At 42.5% G+C, this 12749-nt stretch carries 14 protein-coding genes and 1 tRNA gene; 5 read left to right on the forward strand and 10 right to left on the reverse strand.

The window, feature by feature from the left end:
• Window positions 1-13 precede the first annotated feature (13 nt).
• Both ACSJJG_RS13940 and ACSJJG_RS13945 read right to left on the reverse strand, forming a co-directional pair.
• The gene (locus tag ACSJJG_RS13940) at window positions 14-565 is read right to left on the reverse strand and encodes a LeuD/DmdB family oxidoreductase small subunit (RefSeq protein ID WP_481089735.1); all 552 of its coding nucleotides are present in this window, start codon (window positions 563-565) and stop codon (window positions 14-16) included.
• Window positions 562-1860 (reverse strand): 3-isopropylmalate dehydratase large subunit, encoded by a 1299-nt coding sequence (locus tag ACSJJG_RS13945; RefSeq protein WP_481089736.1) that lies wholly within the window; start codon window positions 1858-1860, stop codon window positions 562-564. Before ACSJJG_RS13945 ends, ACSJJG_RS13940 begins: the two co-directional genes overlap by 4 nt.
• Before the next feature lie 223 nt (window positions 1861-2083).
• Between ACSJJG_RS13945 and ACSJJG_RS13950 the strand changes: the two genes are divergently transcribed.
• Window positions 2084-3052, forward strand: a complete 969-nt coding sequence (locus ACSJJG_RS13950; protein ID WP_481089737.1) for a LysR family transcriptional regulator — start codon at window positions 2084-2086, stop codon at window positions 3050-3052.
• A 32-nt stretch (window positions 3053-3084) separates the two neighbouring features.
• Here the strand turns inward: ACSJJG_RS13950 and ACSJJG_RS13955 are convergent, their stop codons facing one another.
• The 7 genes from ACSJJG_RS13955 to trmB all read right to left on the reverse strand — a co-directional run bounded on the left by ACSJJG_RS13955 (window position 3085) and on the right by trmB (window position 8441).
• Window positions 3085-3864: an L-threonylcarbamoyladenylate synthase gene (locus tag ACSJJG_RS13955; RefSeq protein ID WP_481089738.1), complete on the reverse strand. Its 780-nt coding sequence runs from the start codon at window positions 3862-3864 to the stop codon at window positions 3085-3087.
• A 40-nt stretch (window positions 3865-3904) separates the two neighbouring features.
• Window positions 3905-4393 carry a YbhB/YbcL family Raf kinase inhibitor-like protein gene (locus tag ACSJJG_RS13960; RefSeq protein WP_481089739.1) on the reverse strand — a complete coding sequence of 163 codons (489 nt, stop codon included), beginning with the start codon at window positions 4391-4393 and terminating at the stop codon, window positions 3905-3907.
• 136 nt (window positions 4394-4529) lie between these two features.
• On the reverse strand, window positions 4530-5474 hold the full coding sequence (locus ACSJJG_RS13965) for a siderophore ABC transporter substrate-binding protein (RefSeq protein ID WP_481089740.1): 945 nt from the start codon (window positions 5472-5474) through the stop codon (window positions 4530-4532).
• 128 nt (window positions 5475-5602) lie between these two features.
• Window positions 5603-6340: a DUF2884 family protein gene (locus ACSJJG_RS13970; RefSeq protein ID WP_481089741.1), complete on the reverse strand. Its 738-nt coding sequence runs from the start codon at window positions 6338-6340 to the stop codon at window positions 5603-5605.
• 37 nt (window positions 6341-6377) lie between these two features.
• Window positions 6378-7304 (reverse strand): glutaminase B, encoded by a 927-nt coding sequence (glsB, locus tag ACSJJG_RS13975; RefSeq protein ID WP_481090447.1) that lies wholly within the window; start codon window positions 7302-7304, stop codon window positions 6378-6380.
• A gap of 91 nt (window positions 7305-7395) precedes the next feature.
• On the reverse strand, window positions 7396-7722 hold the full coding sequence (locus ACSJJG_RS13980; RefSeq protein ID WP_481089742.1) for a YggL family protein: 327 nt from the start codon (window positions 7720-7722) through the stop codon (window positions 7396-7398).
• The gene (gene trmB / locus ACSJJG_RS13985; RefSeq protein ID WP_481089743.1) at window positions 7722-8441 is read right to left on the reverse strand and encodes a tRNA (guanosine(46)-N7)-methyltransferase TrmB; all 720 of its coding nucleotides are present in this window, start codon (window positions 8439-8441) and stop codon (window positions 7722-7724) included. Before trmB ends, ACSJJG_RS13980 begins: the two co-directional genes overlap by 1 nt.
• A gap of 246 nt (window positions 8442-8687) precedes the next feature.
• Here trmB and mutY point away from each other — a divergent pair, with 246 nt between their 5' ends.
• The 4 genes from mutY to ACSJJG_RS14005 all read left to right on the forward strand — a co-directional run bounded on the left by mutY (window position 8688) and on the right by ACSJJG_RS14005 (window position 11440).
• Window positions 8688-9728 (forward strand): A/G-specific adenine glycosylase, encoded by a 1041-nt coding sequence (gene mutY / locus ACSJJG_RS13990; RefSeq protein ID WP_481089744.1) that lies wholly within the window; start codon window positions 8688-8690, stop codon window positions 9726-9728.
• Window positions 9729-9754: 26 nt separating this feature from the next.
• Window positions 9755-10027, forward strand: coding sequence for an oxidative damage protection protein (locus ACSJJG_RS13995; RefSeq protein WP_047770725.1), 273 nt, complete (start codon window positions 9755-9757; stop codon window positions 10025-10027).
• 99 nt (window positions 10028-10126) lie between these two features.
• On the forward strand, window positions 10127-11200 hold the full coding sequence (gene mltC / locus ACSJJG_RS14000) for a membrane-bound lytic murein transglycosylase MltC (RefSeq protein ID WP_481089745.1): 1074 nt from the start codon (window positions 10127-10129) through the stop codon (window positions 11198-11200).
• Between the two features lie 164 nt (window positions 11201-11364).
• Window positions 11365-11440: transfer RNA gene (locus ACSJJG_RS14005), tRNA-Phe, on the forward strand.
• Window positions 11441-11658: 218 nt separating this feature from the next.
• Here ACSJJG_RS14005 and ACSJJG_RS14010 read toward each other — a convergent pair.
• Complete coding sequence (locus ACSJJG_RS14010) at window positions 11659-12723, reverse strand: tyrosine-type recombinase/integrase (protein WP_189758011.1); 1065 nt, start codon at window positions 12721-12723, stop codon at window positions 11659-11661.
• Window positions 12724-12749: the final 26 nt, after the last annotated feature.

A 12749-nucleotide genomic window follows, 5' to 3' on the forward strand; every position in this document is an offset into this window, starting at 1 on the left:
CAGTTTTCTCACATTATTTAATTCTGCCTGACGCACGGGCGTAAGAAAATAACCCGCCGGCAGAGACAATATTGGCCAGTTCACCAATAGGATCGGTTTGATATTTTTCACCATCTTTCAGCAGAGTGACTGTCTGGTTTTCAATATCAATCTCAATACTGTCTCCCGTGACTAATTTGTCACACAAGCGTTCTTGGGCTGCAACAGGCAATAACTGTCCGGTTGATACACAATTTCGGAAGAATATACGGGCATAAGATTGAGCAAGAACCGCTTTCACACCTGAAGCACCTAATGCGGCGACAGCATGTTCACGCGAAGATCCACAGCCAAAATTCTGCCCTGCCACAATGATCGGATATTTCGCTTTTCCTTTACTTTCATCAATAAAAGGCAGTGAGCCTTCCGGTAATCCACACATCGCCAGTGAAGCCAATTGGGCATACCCTTCTGGAGTGGAAGGATTGACCTTGAGATATTCGGCTGAGAGGATTTGGTCAGTATCAATATTATCGGTCAAGACATACACCTCACCCCGAATGATATTGTCCTTTAACTCACTCATAAAAATTCCTCAGGATTTGTTATTTGACCAGTAATAGCTGCCGCGGCAACAGAATAAGGGGAAGCAAGATAAATGTTGGCACGTTTATGCCCCATTCTGCCGACAAAATTACGATTGGTGGTGGATATCACTGATATGGGATCATTGACACGACCAAAAGTGTCTAGCGGGCCACCACAACAAGCGGCACATCCTGATTCAGCGGAGAGTTTCACACCTGCATCGCTTAAAATTTGGTAGACAGAAACGCCATCGATTTGGGTCGTAATCGTTTTATGGAAAACTTCTTTTGTTGCAGGTACAGCGTAAGTCGGGATGGCGACTTTATGCCCTTTGATAACGCGCGCTGCCGCAACAAAATCCGCCAACTTGCCCCCCGTACAAGAGCCAATATATGCCTGAGAAATGGCGACATTAGCTACCTGATCAATAGAAACGACGTTATCCGGCGAATGGGGTTTGGCAATCTTTGGTTGCATCGTGGAAACATCAATATTTAACACACGGCTATATTGTGCATCCTCGTCAGGGTAGACAATGTCAAACGGGAGATGATTGCGTTCAGCCAGATAATCCAGAGTCGCCTGATTGGGCACCATAATGCCGTTTTTCGCCCCACACTCAACGACCATATTGCAAATTGTCATACGCTCTTCTACTGATAACTCATCAATGACGTTACCACCAAATTCTATGGCCTGATAGGTCGCACCATCAACGGTTAACTCTGACAATACAGATAAGATCATGTCCTTAGCTAAAACATGGGCTGGCTTGGTTCCGGTAAAATTGACCCGAATGGTTGTTGGCACCTTAAGCGGAATTTCTCCCGTCCCTAACGCATAAGCGGCATCAGTAATACCTAACCCAATGGCAAATGCACCAAAAGCACCTGCGGTCACAGTATGAGAGTCTGTACCCAGTAACACTTCTCCGGGGCGAATATGCCCTCCTTCTGCAAGTCCTATATGGCATACACCTTTATAATTGGGCGTTCCAACGTCATAAAAATATTTTATGTTCTGTTCAGCAGCAAATTCACGCATAACCCGAATGTTCTGGTTAGCTTGTGAGTCAGCCGAGTAGACAAAATGGTCCGGGATCAAAATAAAGCGTTCAGGGTCCCATATCTTTGCATCTTGCCCGAACTCCTTTTTAAATACGCTGGCTACACCTGGTGTACAGGGATCGTGAGACATCAGAATATCCACTTTCGCCCAAACCACTTCACCCGGAGTGACTTGTGCTCGCCCGCTTGCCCGCGCAAGAATTTTTTGTGTAATAGTTTGGCTCATCTCACATTGCCCTCCGAAAGATAAAAACAGACTCAATAGATTGTCATCCTAACAAGATTACGACGCCTTAATGTAAGGAAATACCATTGTATCGCTCACTGTTTCCAGTATGGGACAGTTGTTCACAAAATGGGAAATTCTTATCCATTGAATTTGGCACGTCACTATAGGTTATGTGATATGTTATAGAGTGGTTCCCACGCGTAAATCATCAGGTTATTACATGAATAATATTGAGAATCTTACCTCAATGGTGGTCTTTGCCCGTGTTGTAGAGACACTGAGTTTTACTGAAACAGCACGATCGTTAAGGTTATCTAAATCTTCCGTCAGCCGTGAAATTGCACAATTGGAAGTAAGGTTAGGCACCCAATTGCTCAACCGCACTACGCGCAAAATTCAAGTGACAGAAGTCGGGATGAGTTATTACCAATACTGCCACCGGCTCCTTACCGAAGCCCAAAATGCTGAACATTTTATCCGTAATTTCCATGAACAACCGATGGGAAGTTTGCGCTTGATTGCTCCAGTATCCTTTGGCAGCCAATGTATTGTGCCCGCCCTGAATCACTTTATCGCCGGAAATATTCATATCAGCGTTGATCTGGAACTAACCGACCGAACCATTAATATGGAAGAAGATCAATGCGATATTGCCATCATCATAGGGCGTGAAACGCCACAATACCCACTTGTCATGCCTTTAATTGATATTACTTGGGGACTTTACGCAACCCCAGATTACATAAGCCAATTTTCCGCAATAGGGAAACCCGAAGATCTTCCTCGTTACGATTACCTGCTATTTCGTGGCCCTGCGCATACTATTTCCCTGCCATTCCGTAAGGAAAGAAATAAGCTGGATATTGAAGTACGCAGCCGATTTCGCATCAATAACAGTGTGGCGTTAATGAGTTCCGCTCTGGCTGGAGCTGGCATTGCCTATCTACCCGACTATGTTACCCATGAAGCTGTGGCAGAAGGGAAATTAGTACGGATCCTCCCAGAATGGAGCATGGATATTTATCAGGTATGGATACTGTTTAAATCAGAAAATACGTTATCTTCGCGTGTACAACAGTTTGCAAATTCTTTGCAGCGCAAATTAAGGCAAGATTTGGAGAACGGAAAAAAGCGTAGCTACAGATATCAATGCGGGTACAACTGCACCCGCCAAAGATATTATCTGTAAGAGGTATCAATAAGAGTTACTATTAAATAGTATTAATAGTAGTTACCGTGACGGTAATCCCAGGTAGTGAAAATATCGGACATCATCGCCATGATTTTATGTACATCCAATCCCTTGCGGATTAATACCGGACACGGGGTAATATCGCGCTGCCCTTGTTGCAGCGGAACTAATTGACCATTGTTCTCGACCATTGAAACCATAACACCTTGTTCATAACGGGTTTGCTCAGTTTCATTTGGCTGGATAGATTTAACGTAATCATTAGCGCAGATAATCAGATCAGCCCGCTCTTCTATCCTCTCACCGATACATTCAACCAAGCCACGATTACCCTTACCTGATGGATTAGCTGAGCTGGCAAAAGAGAACTTACCATATTTTTCCCACAGTTCTTTCGCCAGGATTTCACCGGGCTTGCCAAATTTAATCACGAAACAGCTCGTACCACGCTGATCCATCATCAGTTCTTTAGAACCATCATCTGGGATACGGGCTATCGCTTCTTCTTTCCACGGCAAAATACAACCTAACAGTACGTCTTCATCCCAATGTCTTTGATACAGTTCTTCAATTTCCGCGTTAAGTTGAGCCAGCTCTTTCAACTGTTCCAAAGAACCACATAAAACCACACCGGGTTTGTTACGATTACGCTGTTTAGCTTCGAATTTACGCTCCAGACCTTGTGCGTCAGATGTCATGATAATGTAGCCAACTTTAGTTGGGCAGACGATCATACCGCCGTTATTAGCAAGGATCTCTACCGCTTCCGGCTGTAACCCATAGTTCCATTGAATTTTTTTGCTGCTCATATTGATACCCCTTACTGGAAACGGAAGAATTATTAATCGATTAACGCTGGTAGTAGCCGGTAATCGAAACTGTTGCCAAGGTATTGGCTTGGATCATAAAACGCGCAACGGCATTGGTTGTTTCAGCATCAACTCCCGGTAGTTTTTCTACCGATAAGGCGTGTACAGTGAAAATATAGCGATGGGCTTTATCCCCCACAGGCGGACAACAACCACCGAACCCAAACAGACCATAATCATTTCTGCTCTGAATTGTACCGATTGGTAATTGGCTACCATCACTTTGCCCGGCATTTGCAGGTAAAGATTGTGTTTCAACGGGAATATCGAAAGCGACCCAATGCCAGAAGCCACTACCCGTTGGTGCATCAGGATCATAGACAGTAATCGCAAAACTTTGGGTTCCGGCTGGTGCGTCCGCCCAGGAAATTTTGGGGGAACGGTTATCACCATTGCCATCAAATTGATTAAATTCATGCTCTTTTTTCAAGAAATCATTATTCTTAAATTCAGTTGAACTAATAATCATGCTTATGTCCCCCCATTTGGATGCCTTTTGAAATATCCTAACGTAGATTTTCTGTGCCGCAAGGCTAAGTTATTATTTAACTTGATTGTTTCAATTTAGGAACAATATCAGGTTAGGAATAATAAGTGAGTCGAATTTACAATACATCAGCAACTGCATTGATTTGTCGCGTCATGCTATCCAAACCACCACCAGACAAGTACCAGAGATCAGGCTGTAAGTACACTATCTTGCCGTTTTTATAGGCATGAGTTGATTTGACTTGATCATTTTCAAACTGCGCTTTTTCTAACTTACCTGCACCAATGGCTTCACTCCGGTCGATAATAAAAATCACATCAGGGTTAGCTTGTGCAATCATATCCGCCGTCACAGCCCGGCTTTTGTCTTTGTCCGATTTAGCCGGCAATACAGCACGAGGCGCTTTAATCACATTATAAACAATAGCCTGATTATTAGGATATAATTCACCCGCATTATGCAGTAATACTAATACTTTATTGTTCGCTACTTTCGCTTTTTCCTGAGCGGCTACAATCGTTTTTTCCAAATCAGCAAATTGGGCTTTCGCGGTATCCTGCTTATTAAATAGTTCACCCAACAATTTGAGATTACTATCAACGGATGACTGGTAATTTTTATTGTCCATGCTTAAATCAATGGTTGGTGCTATTTGTGACAGACGATCATAGAAAGCACCTTGACGACCAGTAATGACAATCAAATCTGGTTTGATTTCCGCTAATTTTTCCAAATTTGGCTCTTTCATTCCCCCGGCATTGTGCATAGTTGCAAGCACACCATTACGCACATATTCAGGTAAATTATTAATGGGTAATGCAATCACCCGATCAGACAATCCCAGTTTCACCATCGAATCGTACGTTCCAAAATCGAACAAAACCACCCGTTTTGGATTCTTTTTAACCTGAGTTTCACCGGAAAGATGTTTTACCGTGACATAATCACCAGACTGAGCCGTCACTGAATTTGGCGTAAATAATTCTGGTGACTGACTGAATGCAGAGTAACTGGTAGCAGAAAGCAGTGATGCAATAACAATTGGCAGGATTTTTTTCATTAGTTACACCTAAATTAAGCCTATCAATAAGAGGTGACTTGCATTCTAGGTGGCAGCGTTAATATGTCAACAAAATAAGAATCAATTTCATATTGATTCTTATTTACTTTAAAGGTAAGTAGCCTATTTCACTTAATCGCATTCATAAGACTAATGCGCTGTTGTTCTAATTGACTGGCTTTGCTACATACTTCCACTTTTAAACGTTTTAATTCTTGTTCCTGCTTTTTCCATTCTGCATCAAAACCATTTTGCATGCCGCCTAACCCCCCAAGGAGAGACATTAGCATCTGTTTGCCGTCACCATTTTGTTCGCTATTTTTACGGCTCATTTCGTTAATGCTATCTTGCAAAATACCACCAAGGCTCTGTTCAATCAGTTTTCGGCCTTCAGGTTCTACCTGCTTGACTGCCTGAGCATTAAAAGCAAAACCATTCGCACGGGTTTCAATCATTTTATCGATTTGTTTACTGAGGCCAGATTCCAATTGAGACAAACGGTTACGAATATTACTTTCCTTGCCCATCGTTTCGACTACCACTTTGTCCAGTGACTGCCGTGCATTCGTCAAATGACTTAGCGCTTCTTTCTTAACCCAAGGTAAATCCTGACGGATCGTCTGTTGATATTGCTGGGCTTTGCTACGTTGTTCTATATTCAGCGATAACACCTTACCGTCTCTGGTTATGGAACCATCAGGCAATATCTTTAAGTTTCCACTCGCCCCTGTAATCTGGACAGAATTTGGTGTGACAATAATGTCATCATTAAGCGTCGCATGACATTCAGAACTCGCCTGTGCCTGAGTAACAATGGCTTGAGACGCAAATAACAATGATGCCGCAATCGTGATCCTGCGTAACATACATTCTCCTGATTTCTAAGGTTAAAACACTGACAGGTTAAAAGATAGAGCGTCCAATACGCCCGGCTAATTTCTCCAGTGCTGCACAACCTGCCAATGAGTTGCCGGCTTTATCCAATTCAGGCGACCATACCGCAACCGTAAATTCTCCCGGAACCACACAGATAATGCCACCACCAACACCCGATTTCCCTGGCATACCGATCCTGAAAGCAAACTCGCCAGAACCATCGTACATACCACATGTCAACATAAGCGCATTAATCTGGCGAGTTTGCCGAAGGCTCAAAATTTGTTGGCCGGAACCCATCATTCGTCCCTGGTTGGCTAAATAAATAAAACATTGAGCCAATTCAACACAATTCATTTTTAAAGCGCAGTATTGAAAGTATGTTTGCAGAACAGTAATGACATCATTCTCAAAGTTACCGAATGATTTCATCAGGTAAGCTATCGCAGCATTGCGACTTGAATGCTCCATTTCTGAACGGGCAACGATATCATCATAGGAAATATTTTTTTGCCCAGTGAGGCTACGGACAAATTCCAGCATTCGATGTTTAGGCGCACTCAAACGAGATTGCAGCATATCGCAAATAATCAAGGCTCCCGCATTAATAAAAGGGTTGCGGGGAATTCCCTTTTCCAACTCCAACTGTACCAATGAGTTAAACGGCTGTCCTGAAGGTTCCGTACCCACCCGTTGCCAGATATCCTCTTCCTTATAACGTGTCATCGCTAATGTTAAGCTCAACACTTTAGAAATGGATTGGATGGAGAAGCGTTTTTCTGCATCTCCTGCGGTAAAAATCTGCCCATCTACCGTACAAATGGCCATCGCCAAATTGTTTGCCGGCACTTCCGCCAAAGCAGGAATATAACCTGCAACTTTTCCTTGACCAATCAAAGGGCGTACTTCTTCTAAGATATCTGCCAACAACGAATTAGAGAACCTTACCTTCACCACTTTTTCTCCAGACAAACAGGGGTCCCTAAAGAACCCCTGCATACAGCGCTATTTTTACGTAATACGCTTTTTCTTATGCAACAGCGAATCAATCCCACCACACATCAAACAGTTCTGATGTGATAACGTCTTCCATACCGCGATCTTTCAGCCAATTCTCAACCAACTGGCAATGTTCTGCCGTACATTTGCCGATTTTTTGCAGGCAGATAATGCCTTCCCATTGCAAATAACCGCTGGCATCCAGAGCAAGGCCATTTGGCTCGATCAGTTCTTCAATTAAGGCATCAACCGTGCTATCAACAACCTCAACGGAGGTATCAGCCGGAAAACTCCACTTTACTGAAAAACCCAATTCCTGAAATTCATCAATACGCAATTTTTTACGCAGACGACGACTACGGTTTTTAGCCATTATTTTACCCTCTCAAACATTAAATCCCATACGCCATGACCTAACCGCTGACCACGTGTCTCAAATTTTGTGACCGGGCGCGACTCAGGACGTGGCACATAATCACCGTTTTCCGATAAGTTGCGATACCCTTCTGCGATACTCATCACCTCCAGCATATGCTCTGCATATGGCTGCCAGTCGGTCGCCATATGGAAGACACCACCGATTTTCAGCTTACTTTTAACTAATTGGGCGAATTCAGGCTGCACAATTCTACGTTTGTTATGACGCGCTTTATGCCACGGATCAGGGAAGAAAAGCTGAACCATTGCCAAGCTCTGATCTGGGATCATGTTATTCAATACTTCGATAGCATCATGGCACATCACTCGCAGATTACTGAGATTTTCATCTTCTGCGAATGCCAAACAAGCCCCAACTCCCGGCGCATGAACTTCGATTCCCCAAAAGTTTTTATCTGGATTTTCGCTTGCCATTGTGACCAATGATGCCCCCATACCAAAACCGATTTCCAGCACAACAGGGGCTTCACGGCCAAAGATCTCTTCCATATCAGACAATTCTGCCTGATAGTCCACTCCCATCTTTGGCCACACATTATCAAGCGCTTGCTGCTGGCGACTTGTTAACCTCCCCTGCCGACGCACAAAACTGCGGACACGGCGCAAAGCCCTGCCATTTTCATTATATTCCGGTGAAATTACGTTATTTATCATGGTACTTTCTGTCAGTTTTAAAGACATTTTTTTCAGGCGTCCGGGACTTTATATACCACGGGATTGCCCAAAGAGAGCGCAATTATGCAAAGATGGCTGAGTTTATCAAGTTCAGTGTCCATAAGCACAACTTTAATGCTATGTTTGCGTAAGTGCTTCGAAACAAAGTTCGGGTTTACACTGAAGTTACACTATGTTGCAATCCCGCTCACAAAACAATTACCAGATATAAAGACAATTATTCTAATGATGGAAGCTGAACAATTTTCACAATTGGTACTTGAGTGGTATCACCGCTACGGCCGCAAAACCCTGCCGTGGCAATTGGAAAAAACATCCTATCACGTCTGGCTTTCAGAGGTGATGCTGCAACAAACTCAAGTTGCGACGGTTATTCCCTATTTCCAAAAATTTATTTCACGTTTTCCCGACGTCTCTTCTTTGGCTGCTGCCCCACTGGATGAGGTTCTCCATTTATGGACCGGTTTGGGATATTACGCGCGTGCTCGTAACTTACATAAGGCTGCACAACAGATTGTCACGTTACACAGCGGCAAATTTCCGACGACCTTTGATGATGTTGTAGCTCTGCCCGGTGTAGGGCGTTCAACTGCCGGAGCTATTCTCTCACTATCTCAAGGCAAGCATTTCCCTATTCTTGATGGTAACGTGAAACGTGTTTTGGCACGCTGCTACGCTATTGATGGCTGGCCGGGGAAAAAAGAAGTTGAAAACCAGTTATGGGATATCAGCACGCGCGTGACGCCCAAGCAAGGTGTCGAATATTTTAATCAGGCGATGATGGACTTGGGCGCGATGGTCTGCACCCGTAGCAAACCAAAATGTGAGATTTGCCCACTTAACACGGGTTGTATCGCTTACGCCAATCACAGTTGGGCAAACTATCCGGGGAAAAAACCCAAACAGAGCATCCCTGAAAAAACAGCCTACTTTTTATTAATGCAACATGGCAATATGGTCTGGCTGGAGCAGCGCCCACTTTCTGGTATTTGGGGTGGTTTGTTTGCTTTCCCACAATTTGCTGATCAAATATCACTGGAACAATGGCTGGAAAACTCAGGTATCTCACACAGCAAACTTGAACAACTGACAGCATTTCGCCACACATTCAGCCATTTTCATTTAGATATCGTTCCGATTAAAATCGATATTTTAACTTTTGATTCCTGCATGGATGAAAGTAAGGGACTTTGGTATAACTTACGTCAGCCAGCAACCATTGGATTGGCAGCTCCCGTTGAGTATCTTTTGCAACAATTGGGTTAAGTTGCCCACTATTTTGAGGATTAATTATGAGCAGAACTATTTTTTGCACTTTTTTACAACGAGAAGCGGAAGGCCAAGATTTTCAGCTTTATCCGGGGGAGTTGGGCAAGCGTATTTTCAATGAAATTTCAAAAGAAGCATGGCAACAATGGATGAGTAAACAAACCATGCTGATTAATGAAAAAAAACTCAATACCATGAACCCAGAAGATCGCAAACTGCTTGAACAAGAGATGGTGAAATTCCTGTTTGAAGGACATGACATTAAAATCGACGGTTATACACCTCCAGAACAATAATATTACTACTCGTAGTATAATAAGAGCCATTTTGTATGGCTCTAAACATTGATTGAAACTTTAATATCCAACAGCATGAATATCCAACGGCATTGTAAAATGAAAAGACTGCTGGCTTTGCTCCTCCTCGCCCCACTTTTAATTTCCTGTTCAAGCAAAAAAGACGTTGAGTACAACGAAGAATATATAAAAGACACCAATGGTTTCGATATTTTGATGGGGCAATTTGCTCATAATATTGAAAATATTTGGGGATTGCAGGAAGTTTTAATCGCAGGCCCAAAAGATTACGTTAAATACACAGATCAATATAAGACCCGCAGCCATATCAATTTTGAGACGGGAAATATTACGATTGAAACCATCTCCCCCATTGAGCCTACTGAACATTTACGCAAAGCGATTGTTACGACATTGCTGATGGGAGGTGATCCTGGCACTATTGATCTTTATTCCGACGCAAACGATGTTCAGATCAGCAAAGAACCTTTTCTATATGGACAAATTTTGGATAACACGGGTGAACCCATTCGCTGGGAATGGCGCGCACGTCATTTTGCCAATTATCTACTCCAGAATAAGTTGCAAAAACGTCAATCGGGATTGCACGTTATTTGGTCGGTTACTATCCAATTAGTTCCTAACCATTTGGATAAACGTGCCCATAAATATCTTCCTATTGTGCGCAAAGCCTCCATCAAATATAGCGTTGATGAATCTCTAATCCTTGCCATCATGCAGACTGAATCCAGTTTTAACCCTTATGCCGTCAGCCGCTCTGATGCCTTGGGGCTTATGCAAGTAATGCAACACACCGCCGGACGAGATGTTTTCAAGATGCAAGGAAAATCAGGCCAGCCTGGCCGCAATTATCTCTTCGATCCTGAGAACAATATTGATACCGGCACAGCCTATCTATCAATATTGCAAAATACATACTTGGGGGAAATCAAAAACGCTACCTCACGTCGGTATGCTGTTATCACAGCTTACAATGGCGGTGCCGGCAGCGTATTGCGCATATTCTCCAATGATAAAAAGAAAGCGGTTCAAATTATCAATTCAATGGCACCGGGTGATGTTTATGCAACCCTGGCCAATAAACATCCTTCTGCTGAATCACGTCGCTATTTGCCGAAAGTAAACAATGCTCAGAAAAGCTATCGCAGATAATTAATAACAGATTCGTTGATAGTAAAAAATAGCAGATGGAGAGGTAATTCCCTCTCCATTTTGTTTAGATTTATAGCTTATTGTGTGATTTAAACGCATATGAATAAATTTATGCAGAAAGTGTTTGACGGATTGGGCTGAATACGGTTTAATGCGCCCCGTTAGCCCGGATAGCTCAGTCGGTAGAGCAGGGGATTGAAAATCCCCGTGTCGGTGGTTCGATTCCGCCTCCGGGCACCAAGTTCCCTAACCTGGGCGTTGAAAGTGAGAAACTCAACGAACAGTAAAACTTCTGGAAACTGGATTTCAATCATGCTTAGTTGGTAGTTGAACGCATGGTTGAATGTAAACCTAAAAGAGGAATGCATGTTGCATCATGTATTCTTCTTCTCGTCTATTTTTATACATAGAGTTGGACTATTCGTCAACTCTATGTAAATTTTTTTTAATTTTTCTGCCTATCTCATCACAGTCAAACGTTTATGTTCCCCACCTAACCCCATGCCTAGGTAGGTAGATAGCTCATTCTCTAACATGTGAAGAGTGTTATGAATATCTTGGCCTATATATTCCATCGTAGAAGACAAGCTTCTATGCCCCAACACATTCTTTGTCAAGTGCATATTACGGTCAGGGCTACGCATTAATGTGGTTGCTAACGTATGACGAAAACGGTGTGGGCTAACTGGAAAACCACATTCCGTAGAAAAACGCCGAAAAAATGATTTCACAGGTTGGCTATCAATTATCTTTTCTCTATCTACTTCTCTATCTGATAACCGATGTACATTGAAAAATATGTCATTAGGAGTAGCTCCTCTTAATACCATTTCATTTAACAAATTTTGCAATAGTGGTTTCAGTGGGCTTAATAAAGCTACTTGGTGCTCACAATGGTTTTTACTACTTTCGCTCCGTAAGAAAATGGCATTTTCTTCAAAATCAATATCTTTGATCCGAATATGAACTAATTGGTTTAAACGTATACCCGTTAATCGAAATGTTTCCATTACAACAATCCAAAATCGTGTCGGGTATAATGCACAACAGCGATAAGTAGCTTGCTGTGCTGATAATTCCTTCTCTAGTTGCGTAAACCTTTCAAAAACACGATACATAGTACGAAGCTGTGCTTCTGTAAAAACTTTCTTCCTTTTTATCCCTGGTTCAACCTGGCTATCAAAAAACGGGTTATCTTTACTTGTTTCAGCTAACAAACCTTTTTTTATCCAAAAGCTATATAGCACTTGCATATGTCTAGCTTTTGTATTCCAAGTTCTTTCTGCCACACCTCTAATATTTAACTCATGCCTACGCCAACGCAAAACATGTTTATGAGTTACTTCTTCTGGGTTTATTTGTATATTTTCTATTCCCCTTAAATATTTAAGAAATAGTCTAACCACCTTACGATACGTTTTTTCTGTATCTGGGCGCAGAACCTTTGAGTAAAAATACTCATCCAATAGTTCATACCAAATAGGATCATCTTTTTCTTGCTTTAAAGACATTTGTTTTTTCATAAGGAATACTTCCATAATAATTTTCT

This window comes from Xenorhabdus sp. SGI 60 (assembly GCF_056632175.1).

What these genes read in the sequence shown, in the direction of transcription:
- ACSJJG_RS13995 (WP_047770725.1), top strand. Translation starts at nt 9,755, where the DNA reads ATGAGCAGAACTATTTTTTGCACTTTTTTACAACGAGAAGCGGAAGGC.
- ACSJJG_RS13950 (WP_481089737.1), top strand. Translation starts at nt 2,084, where the DNA reads ATGAATAATATTGAGAATCTTACCTCAATGGTGGTCTTTGCCCGTGTT.
- ACSJJG_RS13965 (WP_481089740.1), bottom strand. Translation starts at nt 5,474, where the DNA reads ATGAAAAAAATCCTGCCAATTGTTATTGCATCACTGCTTTCTGCTACC.
- ACSJJG_RS14010 (WP_189758011.1), bottom strand. Translation starts at nt 12,723, where the DNA reads ATGAAAAAACAAATGTCTTTAAAGCAAGAAAAAGATGATCCTATTTGG.
- ACSJJG_RS13955 (WP_481089738.1), bottom strand. Translation starts at nt 3,864, where the DNA reads ATGAGCAGCAAAAAAATTCAATGGAACTATGGGTTACAGCCGGAAGCG.
- ACSJJG_RS13960 (WP_481089739.1), bottom strand. Translation starts at nt 4,393, where the DNA reads ATGATTATTAGTTCAACTGAATTTAAGAATAATGATTTCTTGAAAAAA.
- mutY (WP_481089744.1), top strand. Translation starts at nt 8,688, where the DNA reads ATGATGGAAGCTGAACAATTTTCACAATTGGTACTTGAGTGGTATCAC.
- ACSJJG_RS13945 (WP_481089736.1), bottom strand. Translation starts at nt 1,860, where the DNA reads ATGAGCCAAACTATTACACAAAAAATTCTTGCGCGGGCAAGCGGGCGA.
- mltC (WP_481089745.1), top strand. Translation starts at nt 10,127, where the DNA reads ATGAAAAGACTGCTGGCTTTGCTCCTCCTCGCCCCACTTTTAATTTCC.
- ACSJJG_RS13970 (WP_481089741.1), bottom strand. Translation starts at nt 6,340, where the DNA reads ATGTTACGCAGGATCACGATTGCGGCATCATTGTTATTTGCGTCTCAA.
- ACSJJG_RS13980 (WP_481089742.1), bottom strand. Translation starts at nt 7,722, where the DNA reads ATGGCTAAAAACCGTAGTCGTCGTCTGCGTAAAAAATTGCGTATTGAT.
- ACSJJG_RS13940 (WP_481089735.1), bottom strand. Translation starts at nt 565, where the DNA reads ATGAGTGAGTTAAAGGACAATATCATTCGGGGTGAGGTGTATGTCTTG.
- trmB (WP_481089743.1), bottom strand. Translation starts at nt 8,441, where the DNA reads ATGATAAATAACGTAATTTCACCGGAATATAATGAAAATGGCAGGGCT.